Source organism: Pseudomonas aegrilactucae (genome assembly GCF_019168305.1).
Classification (GTDB): domain Bacteria; phylum Pseudomonadota; class Gammaproteobacteria; order Pseudomonadales; family Pseudomonadaceae; genus Aquipseudomonas; species Aquipseudomonas aegrilactucae.
The window spans coordinates 1-21,407 of record NZ_JAHTBI010000015.1 but is presented as its reverse complement, the minus strand read 5'-3'; the positions used below and the strand labels follow the sequence as shown (position 1 = coordinate 21,407).

The following is a 21,407-nucleotide window of genomic DNA, read 5'->3' as shown; positions in this document are numbered from 1 at the left end:
CAACCGCCGCGCCGGCATCCAGGGCCAGTGCATCCTGGGCCACGAGTTCTGCGGCGAAACCCTCAAGCTCGGCGAAGGGGTACAGGGCTATGCGGTGGGCGACCCGGTGGCGGTGGGCATGCATGCATGCAGTGAAAAAGGCCGGCAACCTGCTCGGTCAGAGCGTGGTGGTGGTCGGTGCCGGCACCATCGGCTTGTGCACCATCATGTGCGCCAGGGCGGCGGGCGCGGCGCGGGTGATTGCGCTGGAGGTGGGCGCCAGCGTGGTGCTGGACCCGAAACAGTGCGACGCGCTGGCCGAGATCCGTGCACTCACCGGTGGGCTGGGGGCGGATGTGAGCTTTGAATGCATCGGCAACAAGCACACCGCCAAGCTGGCCATCGACGTGATCCGCAAGGCGGGCAAGTGCGTGCTGGTGGGGATTTTCGAGGAACCCAGCGCGTTCAACTTCTTCGAACGGGTGTCCACCGAGAAGCAGGTAATGGGGGCACTGGCGTACAACGGCGAGTTTGCCGACGTGATCGCGTTCATTGCCGACGGGCGGCTGGATATCAGCCCGCTGGTGACCGGGCGTATCGGCCTGGAGGGGATTGTGGGCGAAGGGTTCGAGGAACTGGTGAACAACAAGGAGCACAACGTGAAGATCATCGTGTCGCCGTCGCGGCTGTAGGCTTGGGTCGGCGTTGAATCTTTCGCTGGCAAGCCAGCTCCCACAGGTTCTGCACCGCACTCAAGATCACCGCTATCCCTGTGGGAGCTGGCTTGCCAGCGAAGGGGCCGGCGCGCCCCGATACAAACCCCTCGCACTCAAGTAAACTGGCGCGCTTCGCGCAGCCCCAGCGGCTGCCCTTCACGAACTACCCAAAGGTGCCCGCCATGCCCTGGCTGCAAGTACGTCTGGCCATCAGCCCGGAACAAGCCGAAACCTACGAAGACGCCCTGCTCGACGTCGGCGCCGTCTCCGTCACCTTCATGGACGCCGAAGATCAGCCGATCTTCGAACCGGACCTGAACACCACCCCGCTGTGGTCGCACACCCACCTGCTGGCCCTGTTCGAAGCCGACGCCGAACCGGAGGCGGTGTTCGCCCACCTGCAACTGCTGACCGGCGCCGCACTGCCCGAGCACCAGGCCGAAGTGATCGAAGACCAGGACTGGGAACGCAGCTGGATGGACAACTTCAAGCCCATGCGCTTCGGCCAGCGCCTGTGGATCGTGCCCAGCTGGCACGCCGCCCCCGAGCCCGAGGCGGTCAACCTGCTGCTCGACCCGGGCCTGGCCTTCGGCACCGGCACCCACCCGACCACCGCACTGTGCCTGGAATGGCTCGATGGCCAGGACCTCAAGGGCACCGAAGTCCTCGACTTCGGCTGCGGCTCGGGCATCCTGGCCATCGCCGCGCTGCTGCTCGGCGCACGCAAGGCCGTAGGCACCGACATCGACGTGCAGGCCATCGAAGCCTCGCGCGACAATGCCGGGCGCAACGGCATCGCCGACGCCCTGTTCGACCTGTACCTGCCCCAAGACATGCCGGCCATGCAGGCCGACGTGCTGGTGGCCAACATCCTCGCCGGCCCGCTGGTCTCGCTGGCCCCGCAACTGTCGGGGCTGGTGCGCCCGGGTGGCCTGCTGGCGCTGTCGGGCATCCTCGCCGAACAAGGCGACGAAGTGGCGGCCGCCTACGCCAAGGATTTCGACCTGGACCCGATCGCCGTACGCGATGGCTGGGTACGCATCAGTGGTCGCCGGCGCTAACTGCGCCTAGACTACACGTCTGCACAACCCGGACCGCCGCATGACCGACAGTTTCGTCACCCAGTGCCCGCATTGCCAGACCAGCTTTCGCGTCAGCCACACTCAATTGAGCGTGGCCCGCGGAGTGGTCCGTTGTGGCAATTGCCTGCAGGTTTTCAACGCCGCCAAGCAACTGCTGGAGCAGAGCGCCGCGCAACAGGCGAGCACGCCCGACACGCCGCTGTCGCCGAGCGCCGCCCAGGCACCTGTACCCCAGGCGCCGGTGCCGCTCAGCCAGCATGAGTGGAGCGCCACCGAGCTCGACCTCGATCAACTGGACCTCGACCAGGAGCTGGCACGCCTGGAACAACGCGAGATCCAGCCGATCACCGAGTTCAAGCGCAGCGAGGCGCAGGACTTCGAGCTGGCCCCGCGTCGCGAAGACAGCCTCAGCGCCCAGCGCGACGGGCCCGACGACACGCAGTTCCCCGACAGCCTGTTCAGCAGCCCGGCCGCCGAGCGCGAGCCTGCGCCCGAGCCATTCGCGCAGCCACCGCTGGTGAGCGAAACGGTGCTCGATGTCGCGCCCGCGCCCGGCGAACGCACCGAGCCGTCGTTCTCGCTCGACCTCGCCCCCCTGGACGACGAGCCCCCGCTGCGCGAGCAGCCCCGGCACGACCCCGAGCCCCCGACCGAGCGCCTGTCGGCCCGCGAGCCCGACGACACGCTTGAGGATGAGCCCGAGCACGACCCACACAGCCGCCAGGAGCCTGGCCTGGGCACGCTGCCGGGCGGGCGCGGCGGGCGCAAGCAAACGCTGGTCGACATCGTCGACGACCCGTTGCAGCTCGACTGGCAGAAACCGCGCAGCCACTGGGGCCGACGCCTGCTGTGGTCGCTGCTGATCCTGCTGGCCGCCGCGGCCCTGGCCGGCCAGTACATTGCCTACCACTTCGACGAACTGGCGCGCCAGGACCAGTACCGGCCGTGGTTCCAGCAACTGTGCCCGAGCCTGGGCTGCGAGGTGCCGTCCAAGGTCGACATCGCCCGCATCAAGAGCAGCAACCTGGTGGTGCGCAGCCACCCGGAGTTCGCCGGCGCGCTGATCGTCGACGCGATCATCTACAACCGCGCGCCCTTCTCGCAGCCCTTCCCGCTGCTGGAGCTGCGCTTTGCCGACCTCAACGGCCAGCTCATCGCCAGCCGTCGCTTCAAGCCCGGCGAATACCTCAGCGGTGAGCTGGCGGGCAAGGCCGAGATGCCCAGCCAGACGCCGATCCACATCGCCCTGGACATCCTCGACCCGGGCACCAAGGCGGTCAATTACAGCCTCAGCTTCCGCTCGCCGGAGTAAAGCCGCGGCCTGGCGCCCGATTTCCGGCGCCAGCCGAGCGCCCAGAACTGCTTGGCATAAAGCCACAGTTGTTCAGATTTTATCCAAATCGACCTTTATCCGGTCACCGAGAGCGGGTATCATGCCCACCCTTTTTCGAACTCTAAGATCGGCCCCCACAACAGGGAACTCCTATGTCGGCGGTACGCATCGGCCCATACACACTGCAGAACGCCCTGATCCTTGCCCCGATGGCCGGGGTCACGGACCAGCCTTTTCGTCAGCTGTGCCGACGAATGGGTGCAGGCCTGGTGGTGTCGGAGATGGTCAGCAGCGACATGAGCCTGTGGAACAGCCGCAAGTCGCGTCTGCGCATGATTCACGACGGTGATCCCGAGCCCCGCTCGGTCCAGATCGCCGGCGGTGACGCGCAGATGCTCGCTGCAGCCGCACGGGCCAACGTCGAGGCGGGCGCGCAGATCATCGATATCAACATGGGCTGCCCGGCAAAAAAAGTCTGCAACAAAGCCGCAGGCTCTGCTTTATTGAAGGATGAGGCACTGGTCAACGAGATCCTCCAGGCGGTGGTCGCCGCAGTGGACGTGCCAGTCACCCTCAAGATCCGTACCGGCTGGGACCGGGACAACAAGAATGGCCTGAGCGTGGCGAAGATCGCCGAGCAGGCAGGCATTCAGGCACTGGCCGTGCATGGCCGCACACGTGCCGACCTGTACACGGGCGATGCCGAGTACGACACCATCGCCGCGATCAAGCAGGCGGTGTCGATACCGGTATTCGCCAACGGTGACATCACGTCGCCACACAAGGCCCGACAGGTGCTCGACGCCACCGGCGCCGACGGTTTGCTGATTGGCCGGGCTGCCCAGGGGCGGCCGTGGATCTTTCGCGAGGTCGAGCATTACCTGCGTACCGGTGAACTGCTGCCGGCACCGCAATTGGCTGAAGTGGAACGAATTCTGCTGGAACATCTGGCCGCGCTGCACGCCTTCTATGGCGATGTGATGGGTGTGCGTATCGCCCGCAAGCACGTGGGCTGGTACCTGGCAACGTTACCGGGCGCCAAGGAGTTTCGCGCCCGTTTCAATGGTTTGGATGAGACACACGCGCAGTGCGCCGACGTTCGCGCGTTTTTCCGCGAGCGTGAACAGAGCCTTGAGACAGAGGACGGACAAGGGGTGGCCGCATGACGATGATGACCGAGACTTTAGTGAGTGGAACAACGCCCGTGAGCGACAACGTCAACCTGAAACAGCACCTGAACACCCCGAGCGAAGAGGGCCAGACCCTTCGCGGGAGTGTGGAGAAGGCGCTGCACAACTATTTCGCGCACCTCGAAGGTGCTGCTGTCACGGACGTGTACAACCTGGTGCTCTCTGAAGTCGAGGCGCCCTTGCTCGAAAGCGTGATGAACTACGTCAAGGGCAACCAGACCAAGGCCAGTGAGCTGCTGGGCCTGAACCGCGGCACCTTGCGCAAGAAACTCAAGCAGTACGATCTGCTGTAACACCCGAATCCACACCAGAAAAGGCGGCTCCCATTCGATGAGGTCGCCTTTTTTGCTGACTCCACCGCGTTATGGAATCTGAAATGACCGACCAGACTACCCGCCTGCCGATCCGCCGCGCCTTGATCAGCGTTTCCGACAAGACCGGAATCCTCGAATTCGCCCGTGAGCTGGAACAGCTCGGCGTCGAGATCCTGTCCACCGGTGGCACCTTCAAGTTGCTCCAGGACAATGGCGTCGCCGCGGTGGAAGTTGCCGACTACACCGGCTTTGCCGAAATGATGGACGGTCGGGTCAAGACCCTGCATCCCAAGATCCACGGGGGCATCCTGGGCCGTCGCGGCACCGACGACGCCATCATGGCCGAGCACGGCATCAAGCCGATCGACCTGGTCGCCGTCAACCTGTACCCGTTCGAAGCCACCATCTCCACGCCGGGCTGCGACCTGCCGACCGCCATCGAGAACATCGACATCGGCGGCCCGACCATGGTTCGCTCGGCGGCCAAGAACCATAAGGACGTGGCCATCGTGGTCAACGCCAGCGACTACGCCGACGTGCTGCAAGGCCTGAAGGCCGGCGGCCTGACCTACGCCCAGCGCTTCGACCTGATGCTCAAGGCGTTCGAGCACACCGCCGCCTACGACGGCATGATCGCCAACTACATGGGCACCGTGAACCAGGCCGCCGACACCCTGTCGACCGAAGACCGCAGCCAGTTCCCGCGCACCTTCAACAGCCAGTTCGTCAAGGCCCAGGAAATGCGCTACGGCGAGAACCCGCACCAGAGCGCGGCGTTCTATGTCGAGGCCAAGCCGGCCGAAGCCGGTATCGCCACCGCCACCCAACTGCAGGGCAAGGAACTGTCGTACAACAACGTGGCCGACACCGACGCCGCGCTCGAATGCGTCAAGAGCTTCGTCAAGCCGGCCTGCGTCATCGTCAAGCACGCCAACCCGTGCGGCGTGGCGGTCAGCCCGGACGCCGAAGGCGGCATTCGCCAGGCCTATGAGCTGGCCTACGCCACCGACACCGAATCGGCGTTTGGCGGCATCATCGCGTTCAACCGCGAACTGGATGCCGAAACCGCCAAGGCCATCGTCGAGCGCCAGTTCGTCGAAGTGATCATTGCCCCGAGCGTGAGCGAAGAGGCCCGTGCGGTGGTCGCGGCCAAGGCCAACGTGCGCCTGCTGGCGTGCGGCCAGTGGTCGGCCGAGCGTGCCGCTGCCTGGGACTACAAGCGCGTCACCGGTGGCCTGCTGGTGCAGAGCCGCGACATCGGCATGATCGGCGCCGATGACCTGAAAGTGGTCACCCAGCGTGCACCGACCGAGCAGGAAATCCACGACCTGATCTTCGCCTGGAAAGTCGCCAAGTACGTCAAGTCCAACGCCATCGTCTACGCCAAGAACCGCCAGACCATCGGTGTCGGCGCTGGCCAGATGAGCCGTGTGAACTCGGCACGCATTGCTGCCATCAAGGCCGAACACGCCGGTTTGCAGGTACAGGGTGCGGTCATGGCATCGGACGCGTTCTTCCCGTTCCGTGACGGCATCGACAATGCGGCTAAAGTGGGTATCACTGCGGTGATCCAGCCGGGTGGTTCGATGCGTGATGCCGAAGTCATCGCCGCGGCCGACGAAGCCGGCATCGCCATGGTCTTCACCGGCATGCGCCACTTCCGTCATTGACCGACAACGGCCGCACTGAAGCAGGCGTCTGCTGCAGTGCGTAGACAGCACAAGCGCAGGAGGCTTTGCCTCCTGATTGAAGAATTAGCGTCATCGAGGTTTTGACATGAACGTTTTGATCATCGGTAGCGGCGGCCGTGAACACGCCCTGGCCTGGAAAGTCGCTCAGGACCCACGCGTCGAGAAAGTCTTCGTCGCCCCCGGCAACGCCGGCACCGCCACCGAAGCCAAGTGCGAGAACGTCGACATCGACGTCAGCGCCCTGGAACAACTGGCCGACTTCGCTGAAAAGAACGTCGCCCTGACCATCGTCGGCCCCGAGGGCCCGCTGGTGGCCGGCGTCGTCGACCTGTTCCGCAGCCGCGGCCTGGACTGCTTCGGCCCCACCGCCGGCGCCGCCCAGCTGGAAGGCTCGAAGGCCTTCACCAAGGACTTCCTGGCCCGCCACAAGATCCCGACCGCCGACTACCAGAACTTCACCGAAGTCGAGCCGGCCCTGGCCTACCTGCGCGAAAAAGGCGCACCGATCGTGATCAAGGCCGACGGCCTGGCCGCCGGCAAAGGCGTGATCGTGGCCATGACCCTGGCCGAAGCCGAAGACGCCGTGCGCGACATGCTCGCCGGCAATGCGTTCGGCGAAGCCGGTTCGCGCGTGGTGATCGAGGAGTTCCTCGACGGCGAGGAAGCCAGCTTCATCGTCATGGTCGACGGCGAAAACGTGCTGCCCATGGCCACCAGCCAGGACCACAAGCGCGTCGGCAACGCCGACAGCGGCCCGAACACCGGCGGCATGGGTGCCTACTCCCCAGCCCCGGTGGTGACCGCCGAAGTGCACCAGCGCGTGATGGACCTGGTGATCTGGCCGACCGTGCGCGGCATGGCCGCCGAAGGCAACGTCTACACCGGCTTCCTGTACGCAGGGCTGATGATCGACAAGGCCGGCAACCCCAAGGTCATCGAGTTCAACTGCCGCTTCGGCGACCCGGAAACCCAACCGGTGATGCTGCGTCTTGAGTCGAGCCTGGTGCTGCTGATCGAAGCAGCGTTCGCCAAGGCCCTGAACAAGGTCGAAGCCCAGTGGAACCCGCAACCGAGCCTGGGCGTCGTGCTCGCGGCCGGTGGCTACCCGGGCGACTACGCCAAGGGCGCCCCGATCAACGGCCTGGACGCAGCAGCCAAGCTGACCGGCAAGGTCTTCCATGCCGGCACCGCGCTCAAGGATGGCCAGGTGGTGACCAGCGGCGGCCGCGTACTGTGCGCCACCGCGCTGGGTGAAACCGTCGAGGCTGCGCAACAGCAGGCCTATCGCCTGGCCGCCGAGATCGCGTGGGACGCCAGCTTCTACCGTACCGACATCGGTTATCGCGCCATCGCCCGCGAACGTGGCGAGCACCACGAGTAATCAGCCACGGCGAGGCCCCCACGGGGCCTTGCCTTCGGCTTGGCGCGCCGCGCATAGTGGTACACCGGCATTCAGCTAAGAAGGGATATCGTCGTGCGTTGGCTCAGGATTGCCATTGGTCTCACCGTCAGCCTGCTGACCCTGCTCTGCCTGTTGCCGGCAACCGCCGACTCTGGCAGTGGCTGGGCGGTTTTGCTCGACGATCAGGCCAGCCTGCAACTGAGCGATGTGCGTTCCGAGCGGTATCGCAACCAATTCAGTCCCATCGAGCTCGACCAGCTCGATGCCGCCGAGCCCAACCAGGCGCTCTGGCTGCACTACCAACTGCCCCCCAACCAGCCTGAGCACGTGCTGCGCCTGTTCGCACCGGACCTGTCGCGCCTGGACCTGTACGTGCTCGCAGGCGGCACACTGAGCCAGCAGACCCATCACGGGCGCCAGGATGAGCGCGGCGTGCTGGACCTGAGCCTGAACAACCACGTGTTGGCCGTACCCGGCAGCAGCCAGGCCCAGGAGGTGTACCTGCGCCTGGTCTCCGAACACCAACTGCGCCCCGGCGTCAGCCTGATGCCCGCCGTGACCGCCGCCGCCGACCAGCGCCAGCCGCTGCTGTTCGGCCTGCTGTTCGGCTGCCTGGGCATGCTGGTGGTGCACAACCTGGTCCGCTTTGCCTACTCGCGCTCGGCCAGCAGCCTGTGGCTGGCCGGCTATCACAGCCTGATGCTGTTCAGCGCGATGATCCTGCTCAACCTGAGCGGCCCGTGGAACCTGTGGCATGCCGCGCAGACGCCGGCTGCCTACCTGGTGGCGCTGCTGGCCAGCCTGTGCGGGCTGGCCTTCACCCTGCGCTTCTTCGCCCCGCTGGCACAACCGCGGCTGGCGCGCCTGCTGCAGGGCGAGATCCTGCTGATCGGTATCTGTGGCCTGGTGCTGCTGTTCGTCGACACCTTGCCGCTGAACCTGGTGACCTATGCGCTGGTCGCCCTGGGCAGCCTGAGCATGCTGCTGGTGGCCGGCTATCACTGGTTCAGGGGCTTTGCCCCGGCCCGCCTGTTCAGCCTGGCCATGCTGGTGTTCAACCTCGGCTGCCTGGTGGTGCTGCCAGCGCTGCTGGGGCTGACCCGCACGCCCACCGAATGGCTGCTGTTCATCCTGCTGGCACTCACCGCCTTCAGTGGCACGCTGCTCAACCTGGCCCTGAGCGAGCGCCTGCGCAGCATCAACGAAGCGCACGTCAGTGCCAGCCGCGAGCTGGCCGCCAGCAACGCCGAGATCAACGCCAAGGCCGAGTTCCTGGCGCGCATCAGCCATGAGATCCGCACCCCGATGAACGGCGTGCTGGGCATGACCGAGCTGCTGCTGGGCACCCCGCTGTCGGTCAAGCAACGCGACTATGTGCAGACCATCCACAGCGCCGGCAACGAGCTGCTGACCCTGATCAACGAGATTCTCGACATTTCCAAGCTCGAATCCGGGCAGATCGAACTCGACGACGTGCAATTCGACCTCAATGCCCTGATCGAAGACTGCCTCAGCATCTTCCGCGCCAAGGCCGAGCAGCAGAACATCGAACTGATCAGCTTCACCCAGCCGCAAGTGCCACGAGTGATCAGCGGCGACCCCACGCGCCTGCGCCAGGCCCTGCTCAGCCTGCTGGAAAACGCCCTGAAGAAGACCGACCAGGGCGAAATCCTGCTGGTGGTGGCACTGGACCAGCGCGGCAGCAGCCCGCGCCTGCGCCTGGCAGTGCAGGACAGCGGCGAACCGATCCCGGCCAGCGAGCGCGACGCGCTGCTGCAGGCCGAGCTGCACAGCCAGCACTTTCTCTCCAACAACAAGCTCGGCGGGCTGCTGGGCCTGGTGATCGCCAAGCAACTGATCGCACTGATGCAGGGCGAGTTCGGCATCAAGACCAGCCACAACCAGGGCAATACCCTGTGGATGACCCTGCCGCTGGACCCGCAGCGCCTCGAACAACCCGCCACCGACCTGGACGGCCCATTGCGCGATGCACGGGTACTGGTGGTGGACGACAACGACACCTGCCGCAAGGTGCTGGTGCAGCAATGCAGCGCCTGGGGCATGAACGTCAGCGCGGTGCCCTCGGGCAAGGAGGCGCTGGCCCTGCTGCGCACCAAGGCGCACCTGCGCGACTACTTCGATGCGGTGCTGCTCGACCAGAACATGCCCGGCATGACCGGCATGCAGCTGGCCGCCAAGATCAAGGAAGACCCGAGCCTGAACCATGACATCCTGATCGTCATGCTCACCGGCATCACCAACGCCCCCAGCAAGGTCATCGCGCGCAACGCCGGGGTCAAGCGCATCCTCGCCAAACCGGTGGCCGGCTACACCCTCAAGACCACCCTGGCCGAAGAGCTGGCCCAGCGCAGCAAAGGCCACACCGTGAGCATCCCGGCGCCCAACCTCACGGCGCCACTGGACCTGCCCGGCGACTTCCGCATCCTGGTGGCCGAAGACAACAGCATTTCGACCAAGGTGATCCGCGGCATGCTCGGCAAGCTCAACCTTGAGCCCGACACCGCCAGCAACGGCGAAGAAGCACTGCAGGCCATGAAGGCGCGGCGCTACGACCTGGTGCTGATGGACTGCGAGATGCCAGTGCTGGACGGCTTCTCGGCCACCCAGCAGCTGCGCGCCTGGGAGGCCGAGAGCCAGTGCCCGCACACCCCGGTGGTGGCCCTGACGGCGCATATCCTCGCCGAACACAAGGAACGTGCACGCCAGGCCGGCATGGACGGCCACATGGCCAAGCCGGTGGAGCTGTCGCAACTGCGCGATCTGATCGAGTACTGGGTCGCGCACCGCGTGCCCGCCGAGCAACCGCTGAACACCCCGATCACCCACTGATACACTTGCCCAACGCCCCTACTTGCCGCGAGCCCACGCCATGCTTCATGAGTTGTTCAGCGTCTACCTGAAAATGCTCGTGCTCTACAGCCCCTTTTTCGTCCTGTCGTGCTTCATCAGCCTGACCCGTGGCCACTCCAGCAAGGAGCGCAAGCAACTGGCCTGGCGCGTGGCCCTGGCGGTGTTGATCGCCAGCGTGCTGCTGTACCTGTTCGGGCGGGCGATCTTCGGCATCTTCGGCATCACCGCCGACGCCTTTCGCATCGGCGCCGGCAGCGTGCTGTTCATTTCGGCGCTGGGCATGGCCCAGGGCAAGTCGGCGGTCAATACCGACAATGTGCAGCAGGACGTGACCATCGTGCCGCTGACCATCCCGCTGACCGTCGGCCCCGGCACCATCGGCGCACTGCTGGTGATGGGCGTCAGTCAGCCGCACTGGGACGACAAGCTGCTGGCGATCATCAGTATCGCGCTGGCCAGCTTCACCGTCGGCCTGGTGCTGTACGGTTCGCACCGTATCGAACGCATTCTGGGCGATCAGGGCCTGCAGATCGTCAGCCGCCTGATGGGCCTGTTCGTCTGCGCTCTGGCGGCGCAGATCATCTTTACCGGGATCAAGGGTTACCTGGTGCTGTAGCCCTTAGTTGTCCCTGAAAAACGCTTGCGACAGCACCCTGGTCTGCTCCAGCACGAATGCGCGATGGCTTGCATACGCCTGGCGGTCGAACAGGTAGCAGCCACCATGGGGGGTCAAGGTCACATAGCGCCGGTAGGTGTCGGTCAGCAAGCCGTGCTCCACGTCGACTTCAAAGCGCATCACCAGCCCGCAGAAACACAGCAATGGCTGGTTGCGCCGGTCGGTAAAGCAAGGCGTGACCTTGCAGTGCGTTGCCTTATCGGACTCACGCCTGGGCATGGCTGACGAGTCGAAGTGGCGCTTGGCCTTCGCCTCCAGATCGAGATCACGCAGCGACTGGCTGATCACGTCGTGAAACAACGCTTCGGCGTCGCGCTGCACCACCGTGACCTCGAATGCGCGTACCTCTGCCAGGTCATGAGCAGGGCGGGTGACCGAGGACAGAAAGCTGATAAGGCGGCAACCGTGCCTGAGCAGGCAAGCATGGTGAAACTCGTTCCAGGCTTCAGGCTGCGCGTCTTGTCCAACCGCCTTGCTGGCGTACATCTCGGCGTACACCATCAAGTCCATCATGTCCTGCCTGTCACCAGGGGCCATGCCATCAGCAAAAGAAACGCGGTTGTCGCCGACCATCTGTGAGCGTTCATACGCGGCCATTGGCGCCCCCTTCCAGCGTGGCGGGTGTTGCCGTGACGACGGGCAAACGCTGCCTGAGCGAAACGGCATCGCCCGCCAGGGCAGCGACCGTCATCTCGCGCAGTCGCGCATAGCGTGCAACGGACAGCTCCTTGTGGCTGTAGAAAAACAGGCCGTCGCCTGGGCTGTCAACGCCGTAGAACGCCTGGTGCAGGAAGTCCTGCTGCAGCGGCACGGCCAGTGTCAGGCTTACAAACAGGCTGAACACCTGGTCTGGCGCGGTGCACGCACTCAGCTGGAAGTTGATGGCCGTTCGTTTCGTGCCATGCGCGCCGACGTTGCGGTCGAGCACCTGGGTGCGGAACAGCTGACGGGCCGGATGCTCGTAGTCCAACTCGCAAATCTGTTCCAGCATGCCGGTCATCTGCTTGAAGATGACCGTGGGCAACTTTTTCCTGAGGTGTTTTGCCACCAGCGCAACGATGCTCAGGTCATCCAGATTGCCGAACCTGGAAACATCGGATTGCGTGCTCTGGGTACTCCACATGAGCTGAGCCAGCCCGTCCACACTGCGTTGGAACCACGCCCGGGGATTGGCCGTGACGACGCCATCCTGATTGGCGCAGACCTGCGCCAGCAAGTGAGAGTTCAAGACATCATTGGCGGCCGACGCGCTCACGCCTGCTGGAAATGAAATCAGTTGCGCGCCGTTGACCCATGTTTGGTACTGCGTTTCCATACCTCGACTCCTTGAGGATAGCGACACCGGCGCCATGGCACCGATGCCGATGAGAAGTTACTTCCTCTTTATTTTCTTGAAGAAGTTATCCGAAGAGACACCCATGTAATCATGGATTTCCTCTTTGTTGCGTTGATAGACGCGCTCATTCCAATTCACCATCGTGGCAACTTGAGTAATGTCCATTGTTTCGACATCCCACTTCCAGAACAGCGCACCGCCGTTATCGGTACGCCTGTTGTATTCAAGCCCGATAAACAGCGTCACGGCCTCGCCGTTGGGTGTTTCAAGACACGGCAGAATGCGGCAACTGTCCTTGGTTGCACCCGTGCTGTTGTTGTTGAACAGGGTAATCATGTCCTCGTCACCCTTGAGTTTGTCGAGGGCCCTGGAGACCAGCGGGATCATTGCCGCGGCGTTGCCACCGGACACCGAAGCGACAATCTCCAACACCACGCTGTCCATGGTGATGTCGCGTTTGCTGGTGTTGTAGCTCTGGCGATCGGAACTGGCCATGAACCAGCCGGCATGCAGCATGGCTTCCCGGTAGGCCGCCAGCCATTGCAGGGGCTGCTCCTGGATGTTGCCCGAGGTGTTTGCCACCATCTCGGCGAATAGAGTGGCATCCTTGGCCATCTGCCGCTTGTCCGCAGACAGCTTGTCGGCAAACGTCAGAATCGTCGGGCCTTCGCTGGTCATCAGCGCAACTTCGCCCGTTTCGTCGTCCAGCCCCTCAGCCGACATCAAGCCGAGCATCGACATCGGAACAGGCTGGCGCTCAGGCACTTGCAGTTTGCTGAAAAACTCTTCGCTTTTTTCCGCACAGGGAAACAGGTTCACGTTATCCATAACATCATCCTTGTTCAGGTTTAATTTGCCGCTGTACAGCCAGGCAACTTAAAACTATCACCGCACCACGACAGAACGCCGTGCCAGATGAAACAAGGCATTTCGTTGAAAACAGATTACGTGACACCCGCGGACATTCAGGTTCGTTTAAAAACAACAGCTTTGCATTCTTCTTACTTGGCGCTGCGCCAGGTAACACCTGCACACCGCCACTCATTGGCCTGAACAACGGATACTGCCTACACGCACCGCACAGATGGCCCCGGGCCAAACCGCCAGCAACTTACCCTCGGCCAGCGAGAAAAGTTGCACTCGCACCCAAGCGCAACCTTTGCACCCATCGGGCTGTCCCTGGCTACGCCGGCCGGGTCCCGTACCAACGTGGCGTATACACCCACTCCCCGCCTGCGGCACGCGGGAAGGTACAGGTGGTGGACGACCCCACCAGCACCATGGTGCGCATGTCGACCTGCTCCGGCGTCAGCGCCCCCAGGGAGGTGGTGCGCAGGGTCTGACCGGGGCGGCCGATATCACGCCCCAGCACCACCGGGGTATCTGGCGTGCGGTGCTGGCGCACGATCTCCAGCGCACGCCCCAGTTGCCAGGGGCGCGAGCGTGAGATCGGGTTGTAGAAGGCCAGCGCCAGGTCGGCCTGGCAGGCCAGGTCCAGGCGCTTTTCGATGATGTCCCAGGGCTTGAGGTTGTCCGACAGCGACAGCACGCAGAAGTCATGCCCCAGCGGCGCACCGGCTTGCGCGGCAGTGGCCAGCGAGGCCGACACGCCCGGCAGCATCTGCAGGTCGACGCTGTGCCACTGCGGGTCCGTCGATTCGTGCAGGGCCTCCAGCACGGCGGCCGCCATGGCGAACACACCCGGATCGCCCGACGACACCACCACCACCGAGCGACCTTGCGCCGCCAGCTCGAAGGCGTGGCGGGCGCGCTGCATCTCTTCGCGATTGTCGGTGCAGTGCAGCACCTGGTCAGCCCGGAACGGGCCGGCCATGCGCACGTAGGTTTCATAGCCCAGCACATCGTCGGCGCGCGCCAGCTCGGCCTTGACCGCCGGTACCATCAGGTCGGCAGCCCCCGGCCCGAGGCCGATCACGGCCAGACGCCCGCGCGCGCAACCGATCTGCTGCGGGTCGATGGGCTGGTTGGCCACCGCAATCGCCACACCTTCGCCAACGCACTGTGGCGCCAGCAATTGCGGCCAGGCCTGCGCCGCCAGCTCGGCGACACTGCCGCCCGCCGGGGCAAAGCGCAGCGGTACGCCCAGCTCGGCCGCCGCCGCGTGCAACACCGGGCTGGCCATCTCGCTGTCGGCCGCCAGCAGGCAGGCCAGGGCAGGTTCGGCGATCCTGGCGCTGCGCAGCGCCTCACGTACTGCCGTGGCCAGCGCCGGCACCTGGGCACTCACCGCCACCAGTACGCAACGCGGGTAGATCACCAGCTCGTTGGCGTCGGCCTCGCGTACATCGCAGCCGACGTGAATCGCTCGTTGCGCCTGCTCGCTGTGCGGCAACTGTGCCTGCGCCAGCCACGGCGCGTCACCGTCGATACGCACCGGCTCACCGGCCAGCAGGTCAGAGACGAAACGCTTGCCCAGCTCCAGGTCGGCCAGCGCATAACCGCTGGGCGGGTTGAGCAGGCAGGTGCCGAAACGCAGCTCGCCGCTGGTGGTGATGGCCGGGGCGACCCCAAGCCCGGCGGCAATTTCGCGGGCCAGGGTGTTGACCCCGCCCAGCCCGCCGAGCAGCGGCACCACGGCGCTGCCATCTTCGGCCACGGCCAGCACCGGGGGTTCTGCGCCCTTTTCCAGCAGCACGCTGGCCAGGCTGCGGATCACGATGCCGGCGGCGCACAGGGCGATGATCGGGGTGTCCTGCTGGTACAGCTGGCGCAACGTGGCGCCGAACGCCTGATAGCTGCGGTCCACGCCCTCGACACGCCCGGCCAGGCCATGGATGAGCGCGTCGGGGTAGAGTTGCTGGAGCCTGCGCGCAGTGGCCAGGCTGCCCTTGCCCAGAATGACGATGGCCGGTGCGTTGTGCCTCATCACCCCTGCCACCTTTCACCCGGCACGATGATCAACGAGAAGTACGGCGAGGACTGCGGGTCGACCGCGTCCAGCGCCACGATCTTCTGGTTGGCCATGGTCGCGCGCTCCACGTACAGCGCTCGCTCGGCCATGCCCAGCTCGGCCAGCACGTCGCGTACCTTGGGAAAATTGCGCCCCAGCTTCATGATCACCGCAGCGTCGGCATCGGCCAGGCGGCGCTTGAGCTCCTCGGCCGGCAGTACGCCGGACAGCACCGACAGGCTCTGGTTGCGGTACACCAGCGGCGCGCCGAGTACCGACGCGCCGCCGAGCATCGAGCACACGCCGGGAATCACCTGGGCCTCGTAACGCTCGGCCAGGCGGTCGTGCAGGTACATGTAGGAGCCATAGAAGAACGGATCGCCTTCGCAGATCACCGCCACGTCGCGCCCGGCATCCAGGTGCGTGGCCACTTCCAGGCTGGCCTGGTCGTAGAAGTCGCTGATCACCTGTTCATACGACAGCGGCGCCGGCAACACCTCGGTGGTCACCGGGTACACCAACGGCAGCAGGGTCTGTGCATCCTGCAGGTGCGCCTCGATGATGCCGAAGGCATTGCCGCGCTTGCCCTTGGCCACGAAGTAGGCCACCACCGGGGCTTCGCGCAGCAGGCGCAGGGCCTTGACGGTGATCAGTTCCGGGTCGCCGGGGCCCACGCCCAGGCCAAGCAGTCGTCCGCGTGCCTGCATCATTCGACCTCCGTGGCCAGCGCATTGACCGCCGCTGCCGCCATCGCGCTACCGCCCAGGCGGCCTTCGACGATCACGAACGGCACCCCGCGGCTGTCGGCCGCAAGCATCGCCTTGGACTCGGCGGCGCCGACGAAGCCCACCGGGAAGCCGAGGATCAACGCAGGCTTCGGGGCACCGGCGTCGATCATGTCGAGCAGGTAGAACAAGGCGGTGGGCGCATTGCCGATCACCACCACGCTGCCCTCCAGGTGCGGCCGCCACAGCTCCAGCGCCACCGCCGAGCGGGTGTTGCCCAGCTCCCTGGCCAGCGCCGGCACGCTGTCGTCGCGCAGGGTGCAGATCACTGGGTTGTTGGCCGGCAGACGGGCGCGGGTGATGCCTTCGGCGACCATCCGCGCATCGCACAGGATCGGCGCACCGTTGGCCAGCGCCTCGCGTCCGGCCTTGCCGGCGCCGTCGCTGAAACGCAGCGCATCGACCACCTCGACCATGCCGCAGGCATGAATGACCCGCACCGCGAGTTTTTCCAGGTCGGCCGGGATCCGCTCCAGGCGAGCCTCCTGGCGAATGATGGCGAAGGAGTTGCGATAGATCTCCTGGCCGTCGCGGATGTAATCAATCATCGGGGTTGCTCCGTGGGCGGGCGTCGAGTTGCGTGCCCGCTTCTTTCAATGTCAGGTTGCGCCCGGTGAGGACGCCCAGGCCCGGCTGCGCCGGGTCGTGAAAATACAGGTCGTAACGCGCGTGCCCGACCGCCAGCAGGGTGGCCGGGGCGCTGTGGGCCAGCGCGCAGGAGCGCGCACAGCCACTGAGGTGAATGCCCGCCACCGCGCCCGGCTCACGCAGCAGCGCGGCCAGTTGCAGGGCGTCGGCCTTGGTGTCGGCCAGGGCCTTGGCGCACCCGGCTGAGCCGGTGCAGGCGACCATGCGTGCCAGTGCCTGGCGCGGGTCGCACAACAGGCCCAGCGCATGCAGCCCCTGCAGCGCCGTGTCGGCCCGGCGGGCTGCAATGTTGGGCAGCAACAGGCTTTGCCAGGGCGTCATGCGCAGGCTGCCATCGCCCAGGGTCGCGGCCAGCCGTGCCGCGCCACGCAGTTGCGCCGCGCTCAGGCGGCCCAGCGGGGCGGCGGCGCCGACCGCGACCGTGGCCGGCTGCAACTGTGGGTAGACTCCCAGATGCAGCGCCAGGTCACGCAGCGGGCGGCGCCAGCCGAGTACCGCGTCATCGCGCCGTACCGCCAGCCCCAGGCCCTGCACGAACGCTTCGCCGGTGCAGTCGGCCAGCAACTGGCGCATGCGTGCCTGTTGCGGGCTGGCCAGGTCGAGAAAGCGCTGCAACGCCGCCAGCACCAGCGCATGCCCGTCGGCCAATGGCACCGCGCCCAGCGGCGCGCTGTGGGCCGGGCAGCCGGCCAGGCCGAACGCCAGCCACACCTGGCCGTCCAGACGCAGCGCCGACAGCCACAGGTCGTGCGGGTGGGTGAGCATCGCCAGGTCTTCCCCGGCGTCCAGTTGCACGGCGAACTTGGCCGACAGCTGGTGGAAGCGCTCCGTGGTCTGCAGCGACTCGAGAACCTGCCCGGCCAGCGCGCGGCAATCGAACAACTGGGCGCGGTCCAGGCCCGCCGTGGGGCTGAGCATCAGGTTGCGCACATCGTCGCCGGCCGCCTGGCGCGGGCCCAGGCCGGCGCCCAGCAGGCACTCGATCAACCCGGCGTGGTCGCTGCCGATACCGCGAATCTGCAGGTTGCTGCGGTTGGTCACCTCGATCACGCCACCGGCAAAGCGCTCCGCGGCATGGGCCACCGCCTCGGCCTGCGCCGCGCTCAAGGTGCCGGCATCGAGCTTGATGCGCGAGATACCGCCGTCCAGCGCCTGGACGATGCGCCACAACCCCGGGCAAGCCGAGGGGCGAAGGGCAACTGGGGGCTGGGACTGGCTCAAGGGATCACCCGGCAATCGTCAAAAGGCGCTGGTAGCACAAAGGCGCGGTATTATGCCTGCTTTGTCCGCCGGCAGGATAAGCCTGCCGGTCGGATAGGCGAGTAAAAGAGGAACGGCATGGCGCCCTGGTTGACGGTAGTAGGTATTGGCGAAGACGGCTTCAACGGCCTGGGCAAACAGGCGCGGCGCGCCCTGCTGCAGGCCGTGAAGGTGTTCGGCAGCCCGCGCCAGCTGGCCCTGCTGCCGCATTGCCTGAAGGCCGAGCGCCTGGCCTGGCCGAGCCCGTTTGCGCTGGCCCCGGTGCTGGCGCTGCAGGGCCAGGCGGTGTGCGTGCTGGCCAGCGGCGACCCGATGTTCTACGGGGTCGGCGCCAGCCTGGCGCGCCAGCTCGATGCGGCACACATGCACCTATTGCCCTCGCCTTCGTCCTGCTCGCTGGCCGCCGCACGCCTGGGCTGGCCGTTGCAGGACGTGGTCACGCTGTCGGTGGTGGCGCGCCCGGTTGCGGCCATCGCCGCCCACCTCTATACCGGCCAGCGCCTGCTGGTGCTGAGCAACGATGGCGACAGCCCCGCCGCCATTGCCGCGCTGCTGCGCGAGCGCGGCTTCGGCCCCAGCCGCCTGAGTGTGCTGGAGCACCTGGGGGGCGCTGCCGAGCGGCGTATCGACGGCGTGGCCGATGCCTGGAAGGCGGACGACATCGCAGCGCTCAACGTGGTGGCGGTCGACTGCCAGGCCGCACCCGAGGCGCCACGCCTGTCCCCCCTGGCCGGCTTGCCGGACAGCGCCTTTTGCCATGACGGCCAGATCACCAAGCGCGACGTGCGCGCCATCACCCTCGCCCGCCTGGCCCCGCAGCCCGGCGAACTGCTGTGGGACGTGGGTGCCGGCAGCGGTTCGATCGGCATCGAGTGGATGCGTGCCCACCCCGCGTGCCGGGCATTGGCTATCGAGGCCGACACGGGGCGCCAGCAGTTGATCGAACGCAACCGCGAGGCACTCGGTGTGCCCGGCCTCCAGCTGGTACGTGGTGCGGCCCCCGAGGCCTTGCAGGGTCTGGAGCGGCCCGATGCGATCTTCATTGGCGGCGGCGTCACCCGTGAAGGCGTGCTCGACACCTGCTGGGCGCAGTTGCGCCCGGGCGGGCGCCTGGTGGCCAATGCCGTGACCCTGCAGAGCGAGACCCTGCTGATGAGCTGGCGTGCGCAGCATGGCGGCGAGCTGACGCGCATCCACGTGGCCCAGGCGCAGCCGCTGGGCGAATTCGATACCTGGCGCCAGGCGCTGCCGATCACCCTGCTCGACGTGGTCAAGCCCCTTGATGCGTGACGAGAGCGCCGAACAGCCGGCGCCGCTGCGCAGCGGCCTGACCACCGGCAGCTGCGCCACCGCCACCAGCCTGGCTGCGGCGCGCCTGCTGCTGAGCGGGCAGCACAACGACGCGGTGCAGATCACCCTGCCCAAGGGCAAGCAGGTGCAGATGCGCCTGGAGTTCTGCCGCCTGACCGACAGCGGTGCCGAAGCCGGCACGCTCAAGGATGCCGGTGACGATCCTGACGTGACCCATGGCGCGTTGCTCTACAGCCACGTGCGCCTGCTTGAGGAACCCGGCGTACGTTTTGTCGCGGGCATCGGCGTCGGCACCGTGACCCGGCCGGGGCTGGTGCTGGCGGTGGGTGAGCCTGCGATCAACCCGGTGCCGCGGCGCATGATGACCGAACACTTGCAGCGCCTGGCGCTGGAGTGCGGTTATGCGGGCGGTTTTGAAGTGACCGTGAACGTGCAGGACGGCGCCAGCCTGGCGCTGAAAACCATGAACCCGCGCCTGGGCATCCTCGGTGGCCTGTCGATCCTGGGCACCAGCGGCATCGTGCGGCCGTTCTCCTGCGCGGCCTACATCGCCTCGATCCACCAGGGCATCGACGTGGCCAGTACCAACGGCTACGAGCACATTGCCGCGTGCACCGGCAATGCCAGCGAAGACACCATGCGCCGGGTCTACGGCATCCCGGACATTGCCCTGATCGAGATGGGCGACTTTGTCGGTGCGGTGCTCAAGCACCTGCGCAAGGTGCCGGTGGGCAAGCTGAGCATCTGTGGCGGCTTTGGCAAGATCAGCAAGCTGGCCGCCGGGCACATGGACCTGCACAGTCGACACTCGAGCATCGACCTGCCGCAGTTGGCCGAATGGGCTGCGGCGGTGGGTGCCGATGCGCCGTTGCAGGCCGCGATCATTGGCGCCAACACCAGCCAGCAGGCGCTGGCGCTGGCCAGCGCGGCCGGCGTGGCGCTGGGTGATGCGGTGTGCGAGCACGCCCTGGCATTTGCCCGCAGCGTGGTCCCGGCGCAGGTGCAGGTAGAGGTGTTTGCCATCGATCGCCAGGGCGGCATCGTCGGCCGGGCGGGTGTGCAATGAGCCGGCGCATCCTGCTGCTGGGCGGCGTGACCGAAGCGATGCTCATCGCCCGTGACCTGGGCCCGCAGCATGTCTACAGCCTGGCGGGCATCGGCCGGGTGCCGACCGACCTGGCGTGCCAGGTGCGGGTTGGCGGGTATGGGGGGGCCGAGGGGCTGGCTGCCTATCTGCGTGCAGAGAACATCGGCCTGCTGATCGATGCCACCCATCCGTATGCTGCGCAGATCAGCGCCAATGCGGTGCAGGCGGCGCGGTTGGCCGGGGTTGAGTGCTGGGCCTTGCGCCGGCCGGCGTGGCAGGCCCAGGCGGGGGATGACTGGCGCGAGGTGGCGGACTGGGCCGAGTTGATGAGGGCGTTGCAGGCGTTTCACCGGCCGTTGTTCACCTTGGGCCGCGAGCCGTTGCAGCATCTGCACGAGATACCGGCGGGGCAATTCTGGACCTTGCGGGCGTTGGAGGCGTGCGCGGGGAATGCGCGTTGCGAGGTGATTGGCGCGCGTGGGCCGTTTCGGCTGGAGGATGAACGGGCGCTGTTCGAGCGTCGGCAGGTGGATGTGCTGATCAGCAAGAACAGTGGCAGCAGCGCCACCGAGCCAAAATTGGAGGTAGCGCGCGAGCGCGGGGTGCCGGTGTTGATATTGAAGCGGCCGGTGTTGGTGGGGGTGGATCGGGAGTTTGGTGGGGTGGCTGAGTTGCTGGCGGTGCTTTGATGGGTGCAATGCAGCTCTGAAGCCGAGCAAACAAAGGCTGACAACGCCGATCCTGCAGGCCCTGGCACGTTGCAGCAAATGTGGGAGCTGCGGTGCGACGACTCGCCTTGCCAGCGAAGCGCCGCG

18 protein-coding genes and 1 pseudogene are annotated in these 21,407 nt (G+C 66.1%); 12 read left to right on the top strand and 7 right to left on the bottom strand.

The window, feature by feature from the left end:
• Nucleotides 1-13: 13 nt before the first annotated feature.
• From KUO17_RS05750 to KUO17_RS05710, 9 genes and pseudogenes are all read left to right on the top strand, one after another.
• Nucleotides 14-671 (top strand): annotated as a pseudogene (locus KUO17_RS05750) (zinc-binding dehydrogenase); the annotation flags it as partial.
• A gap of 206 nt (nucleotides 672-877) precedes the next feature.
• Complete coding sequence (gene prmA / locus KUO17_RS05745; protein ID WP_217974211.1) at nucleotides 878-1,756, top strand: 50S ribosomal protein L11 methyltransferase; 879 nt, start codon at nucleotides 878-880, stop codon at nucleotides 1,754-1,756.
• Between the two features lie 40 nt (nucleotides 1,757-1,796).
• Entirely contained in the window at nucleotides 1,797-3,089 is a 1,293-nt protein-coding gene (locus KUO17_RS05740) for a DUF3426 domain-containing protein (RefSeq protein ID WP_217974210.1), read from the top strand.
• A 173-nt stretch (nucleotides 3,090-3,262) separates the two neighbouring features.
• Nucleotides 3,263-4,276, top strand: coding sequence for a tRNA dihydrouridine synthase DusB (gene dusB, locus KUO17_RS05735; protein WP_217974208.1), 1,014 nt, complete (start codon nucleotides 3,263-3,265; stop codon nucleotides 4,274-4,276).
• Nucleotides 4,273-4,593, top strand: a complete 321-nt coding sequence (gene fis / locus KUO17_RS05730) for a DNA-binding transcriptional regulator Fis (protein ID WP_003186237.1) — start codon at nucleotides 4,273-4,275, stop codon at nucleotides 4,591-4,593. The genes dusB and fis overlap by 4 nt, the downstream gene beginning before the upstream one ends.
• Nucleotides 4,594-4,676: 83 nt before the next feature.
• Complete coding sequence (gene purH / locus KUO17_RS05725) at nucleotides 4,677-6,284, top strand: bifunctional phosphoribosylaminoimidazolecarboxamide formyltransferase/IMP cyclohydrolase (RefSeq protein ID WP_217974206.1); 1,608 nt, start codon at nucleotides 4,677-4,679, stop codon at nucleotides 6,282-6,284.
• A gap of 106 nt (nucleotides 6,285-6,390) precedes the next feature.
• Nucleotides 6,391-7,686: a phosphoribosylamine--glycine ligase gene (gene purD / locus KUO17_RS05720; RefSeq protein WP_217974204.1), complete on the top strand. Its 1,296-nt coding sequence runs from the start codon at nucleotides 6,391-6,393 to the stop codon at nucleotides 7,684-7,686.
• Nucleotides 7,687-7,779: 93 nt separating this feature from the next.
• Entirely contained in the window at nucleotides 7,780-10,557 is a 2,778-nt protein-coding gene (locus tag KUO17_RS05715; RefSeq protein WP_217974202.1) for a hybrid sensor histidine kinase/response regulator, read from the top strand.
• A gap of 40 nt (nucleotides 10,558-10,597) precedes the next feature.
• On the top strand, nucleotides 10,598-11,194 hold the full coding sequence (locus KUO17_RS05710) for a MarC family protein (protein WP_217974200.1): 597 nt from the start codon (nucleotides 10,598-10,600) through the stop codon (nucleotides 11,192-11,194).
• Between the two features lie 3 nt (nucleotides 11,195-11,197).
• Here the strand turns inward: KUO17_RS05710 and KUO17_RS05705 are convergent, their stop codons facing one another.
• From KUO17_RS05705 to cobG, 7 genes are all read right to left on the bottom strand, one after another.
• Nucleotides 11,198-11,851, bottom strand: a complete 654-nt coding sequence (locus tag KUO17_RS05705; RefSeq protein WP_217974199.1) for a hypothetical protein — start codon at nucleotides 11,849-11,851, stop codon at nucleotides 11,198-11,200.
• The gene (locus tag KUO17_RS05700) at nucleotides 11,838-12,569 is read right to left on the bottom strand and encodes a hypothetical protein (RefSeq protein WP_217974197.1); all 732 of its coding nucleotides are present in this window, start codon (nucleotides 12,567-12,569) and stop codon (nucleotides 11,838-11,840) included. Before KUO17_RS05700 ends, KUO17_RS05705 begins: the two co-directional genes overlap by 14 nt.
• A 57-nt stretch (nucleotides 12,570-12,626) precedes the next feature.
• The gene (locus tag KUO17_RS05695) at nucleotides 12,627-13,418 is read right to left on the bottom strand and encodes a hypothetical protein (RefSeq protein ID WP_217974196.1); all 792 of its coding nucleotides are present in this window, start codon (nucleotides 13,416-13,418) and stop codon (nucleotides 12,627-12,629) included.
• A gap of 355 nt (nucleotides 13,419-13,773) precedes the next feature.
• On the bottom strand, nucleotides 13,774-15,477 hold the full coding sequence (gene cobJ / locus KUO17_RS05690) for a precorrin-3B C(17)-methyltransferase (RefSeq protein ID WP_217974195.1): 1,704 nt from the start codon (nucleotides 15,475-15,477) through the stop codon (nucleotides 13,774-13,776).
• Nucleotides 15,477-16,208 (bottom strand): precorrin-2 C(20)-methyltransferase, encoded by a 732-nt coding sequence (locus tag KUO17_RS05685; protein WP_217974264.1) that lies wholly within the window; start codon nucleotides 16,206-16,208, stop codon nucleotides 15,477-15,479. Before KUO17_RS05685 ends, cobJ begins: the two co-directional genes overlap by 1 nt.
• Nucleotides 16,208-16,834: a precorrin-8X methylmutase gene (locus KUO17_RS05680; RefSeq protein ID WP_217974194.1), complete on the bottom strand. Its 627-nt coding sequence runs from the start codon at nucleotides 16,832-16,834 to the stop codon at nucleotides 16,208-16,210. Before KUO17_RS05680 ends, KUO17_RS05685 begins: the two co-directional genes overlap by 1 nt.
• A complete protein-coding gene (gene cobG, locus KUO17_RS05675; RefSeq protein WP_217974193.1) occupies nucleotides 16,827-18,170 on the bottom strand; it encodes a precorrin-3B synthase in 1,344 nt (447 codons plus the stop codon). Before cobG ends, KUO17_RS05680 begins: the two co-directional genes overlap by 8 nt.
• Before the next feature lie 102 nt (nucleotides 18,171-18,272).
• Here cobG and cbiE point away from each other — a divergent pair, with 102 nt between their 5' ends.
• The 3 genes from cbiE to KUO17_RS05660 are packed head-to-tail and all read left to right on the top strand — an operon-like array spanning nucleotide 18,273 to nucleotide 21,281.
• Nucleotides 18,273-19,484 (top strand): precorrin-6y C5,15-methyltransferase (decarboxylating) subunit CbiE, encoded by a 1,212-nt coding sequence (cbiE, locus tag KUO17_RS05670; protein ID WP_217974192.1) that lies wholly within the window; start codon nucleotides 18,273-18,275, stop codon nucleotides 19,482-19,484.
• On the top strand, nucleotides 19,477-20,571 hold the full coding sequence (locus tag KUO17_RS05665; protein WP_217974191.1) for a cobalt-precorrin-5B (C(1))-methyltransferase: 1,095 nt from the start codon (nucleotides 19,477-19,479) through the stop codon (nucleotides 20,569-20,571). The genes cbiE and KUO17_RS05665 overlap by 8 nt, the downstream gene beginning before the upstream one ends.
• Complete coding sequence (locus tag KUO17_RS05660; protein WP_217974190.1) at nucleotides 20,568-21,281, top strand: cobalt-precorrin-6A reductase; 714 nt, start codon at nucleotides 20,568-20,570, stop codon at nucleotides 21,279-21,281. Before KUO17_RS05665 ends, KUO17_RS05660 begins: the two co-directional genes overlap by 4 nt.
• The last annotated feature ends 126 nt before the right edge of the window (nucleotides 21,282-21,407 follow it).

What these genes read in the sequence shown, in the direction of transcription:
- prmA (WP_217974211.1), top strand. Translation starts at nt 878, where the DNA reads ATGCCCTGGCTGCAAGTACGTCTGGCCATCAGCCCGGAACAAGCCGAA.
- KUO17_RS05740 (WP_217974210.1), top strand. Translation starts at nt 1,797, where the DNA reads ATGACCGACAGTTTCGTCACCCAGTGCCCGCATTGCCAGACCAGCTTT.
- dusB (WP_217974208.1), top strand. Translation starts at nt 3,263, where the DNA reads ATGTCGGCGGTACGCATCGGCCCATACACACTGCAGAACGCCCTGATC.
- fis (WP_003186237.1), top strand. Translation starts at nt 4,273, where the DNA reads ATGACGATGATGACCGAGACTTTAGTGAGTGGAACAACGCCCGTGAGC.
- purH (WP_217974206.1), top strand. Translation starts at nt 4,677, where the DNA reads ATGACCGACCAGACTACCCGCCTGCCGATCCGCCGCGCCTTGATCAGC.
- purD (WP_217974204.1), top strand. Translation starts at nt 6,391, where the DNA reads ATGAACGTTTTGATCATCGGTAGCGGCGGCCGTGAACACGCCCTGGCC.
- KUO17_RS05710 (WP_217974200.1), top strand. Translation starts at nt 10,598, where the DNA reads ATGCTTCATGAGTTGTTCAGCGTCTACCTGAAAATGCTCGTGCTCTAC.
- KUO17_RS05705 (WP_217974199.1), bottom strand. Translation starts at nt 11,851, where the DNA reads ATGGCCGCGTATGAACGCTCACAGATGGTCGGCGACAACCGCGTTTCT.
- KUO17_RS05700 (WP_217974197.1), bottom strand. Translation starts at nt 12,569, where the DNA reads ATGGAAACGCAGTACCAAACATGGGTCAACGGCGCGCAACTGATTTCA.
- KUO17_RS05695 (WP_217974196.1), bottom strand. Translation starts at nt 13,418, where the DNA reads ATGGATAACGTGAACCTGTTTCCCTGTGCGGAAAAAAGCGAAGAGTTT.
- cobJ (WP_217974195.1), bottom strand. Translation starts at nt 15,477, where the DNA reads ATGAGGCACAACGCACCGGCCATCGTCATTCTGGGCAAGGGCAGCCTG.
- KUO17_RS05685 (WP_217974264.1), bottom strand. Translation starts at nt 16,208, where the DNA reads ATGCAGGCACGCGGACGACTGCTTGGCCTGGGCGTGGGCCCCGGCGAC.
- KUO17_RS05680 (WP_217974194.1), bottom strand. Translation starts at nt 16,834, where the DNA reads ATGATTGATTACATCCGCGACGGCCAGGAGATCTATCGCAACTCCTTC.
- cbiE (WP_217974192.1), top strand. Translation starts at nt 18,273, where the DNA reads ATGGCGCCCTGGTTGACGGTAGTAGGTATTGGCGAAGACGGCTTCAAC.
- KUO17_RS05665 (WP_217974191.1), top strand. Translation starts at nt 19,477, where the DNA reads ATGCGTGACGAGAGCGCCGAACAGCCGGCGCCGCTGCGCAGCGGCCTG.
- KUO17_RS05660 (WP_217974190.1), top strand. Translation starts at nt 20,568, where the DNA reads ATGAGCCGGCGCATCCTGCTGCTGGGCGGCGTGACCGAAGCGATGCTC.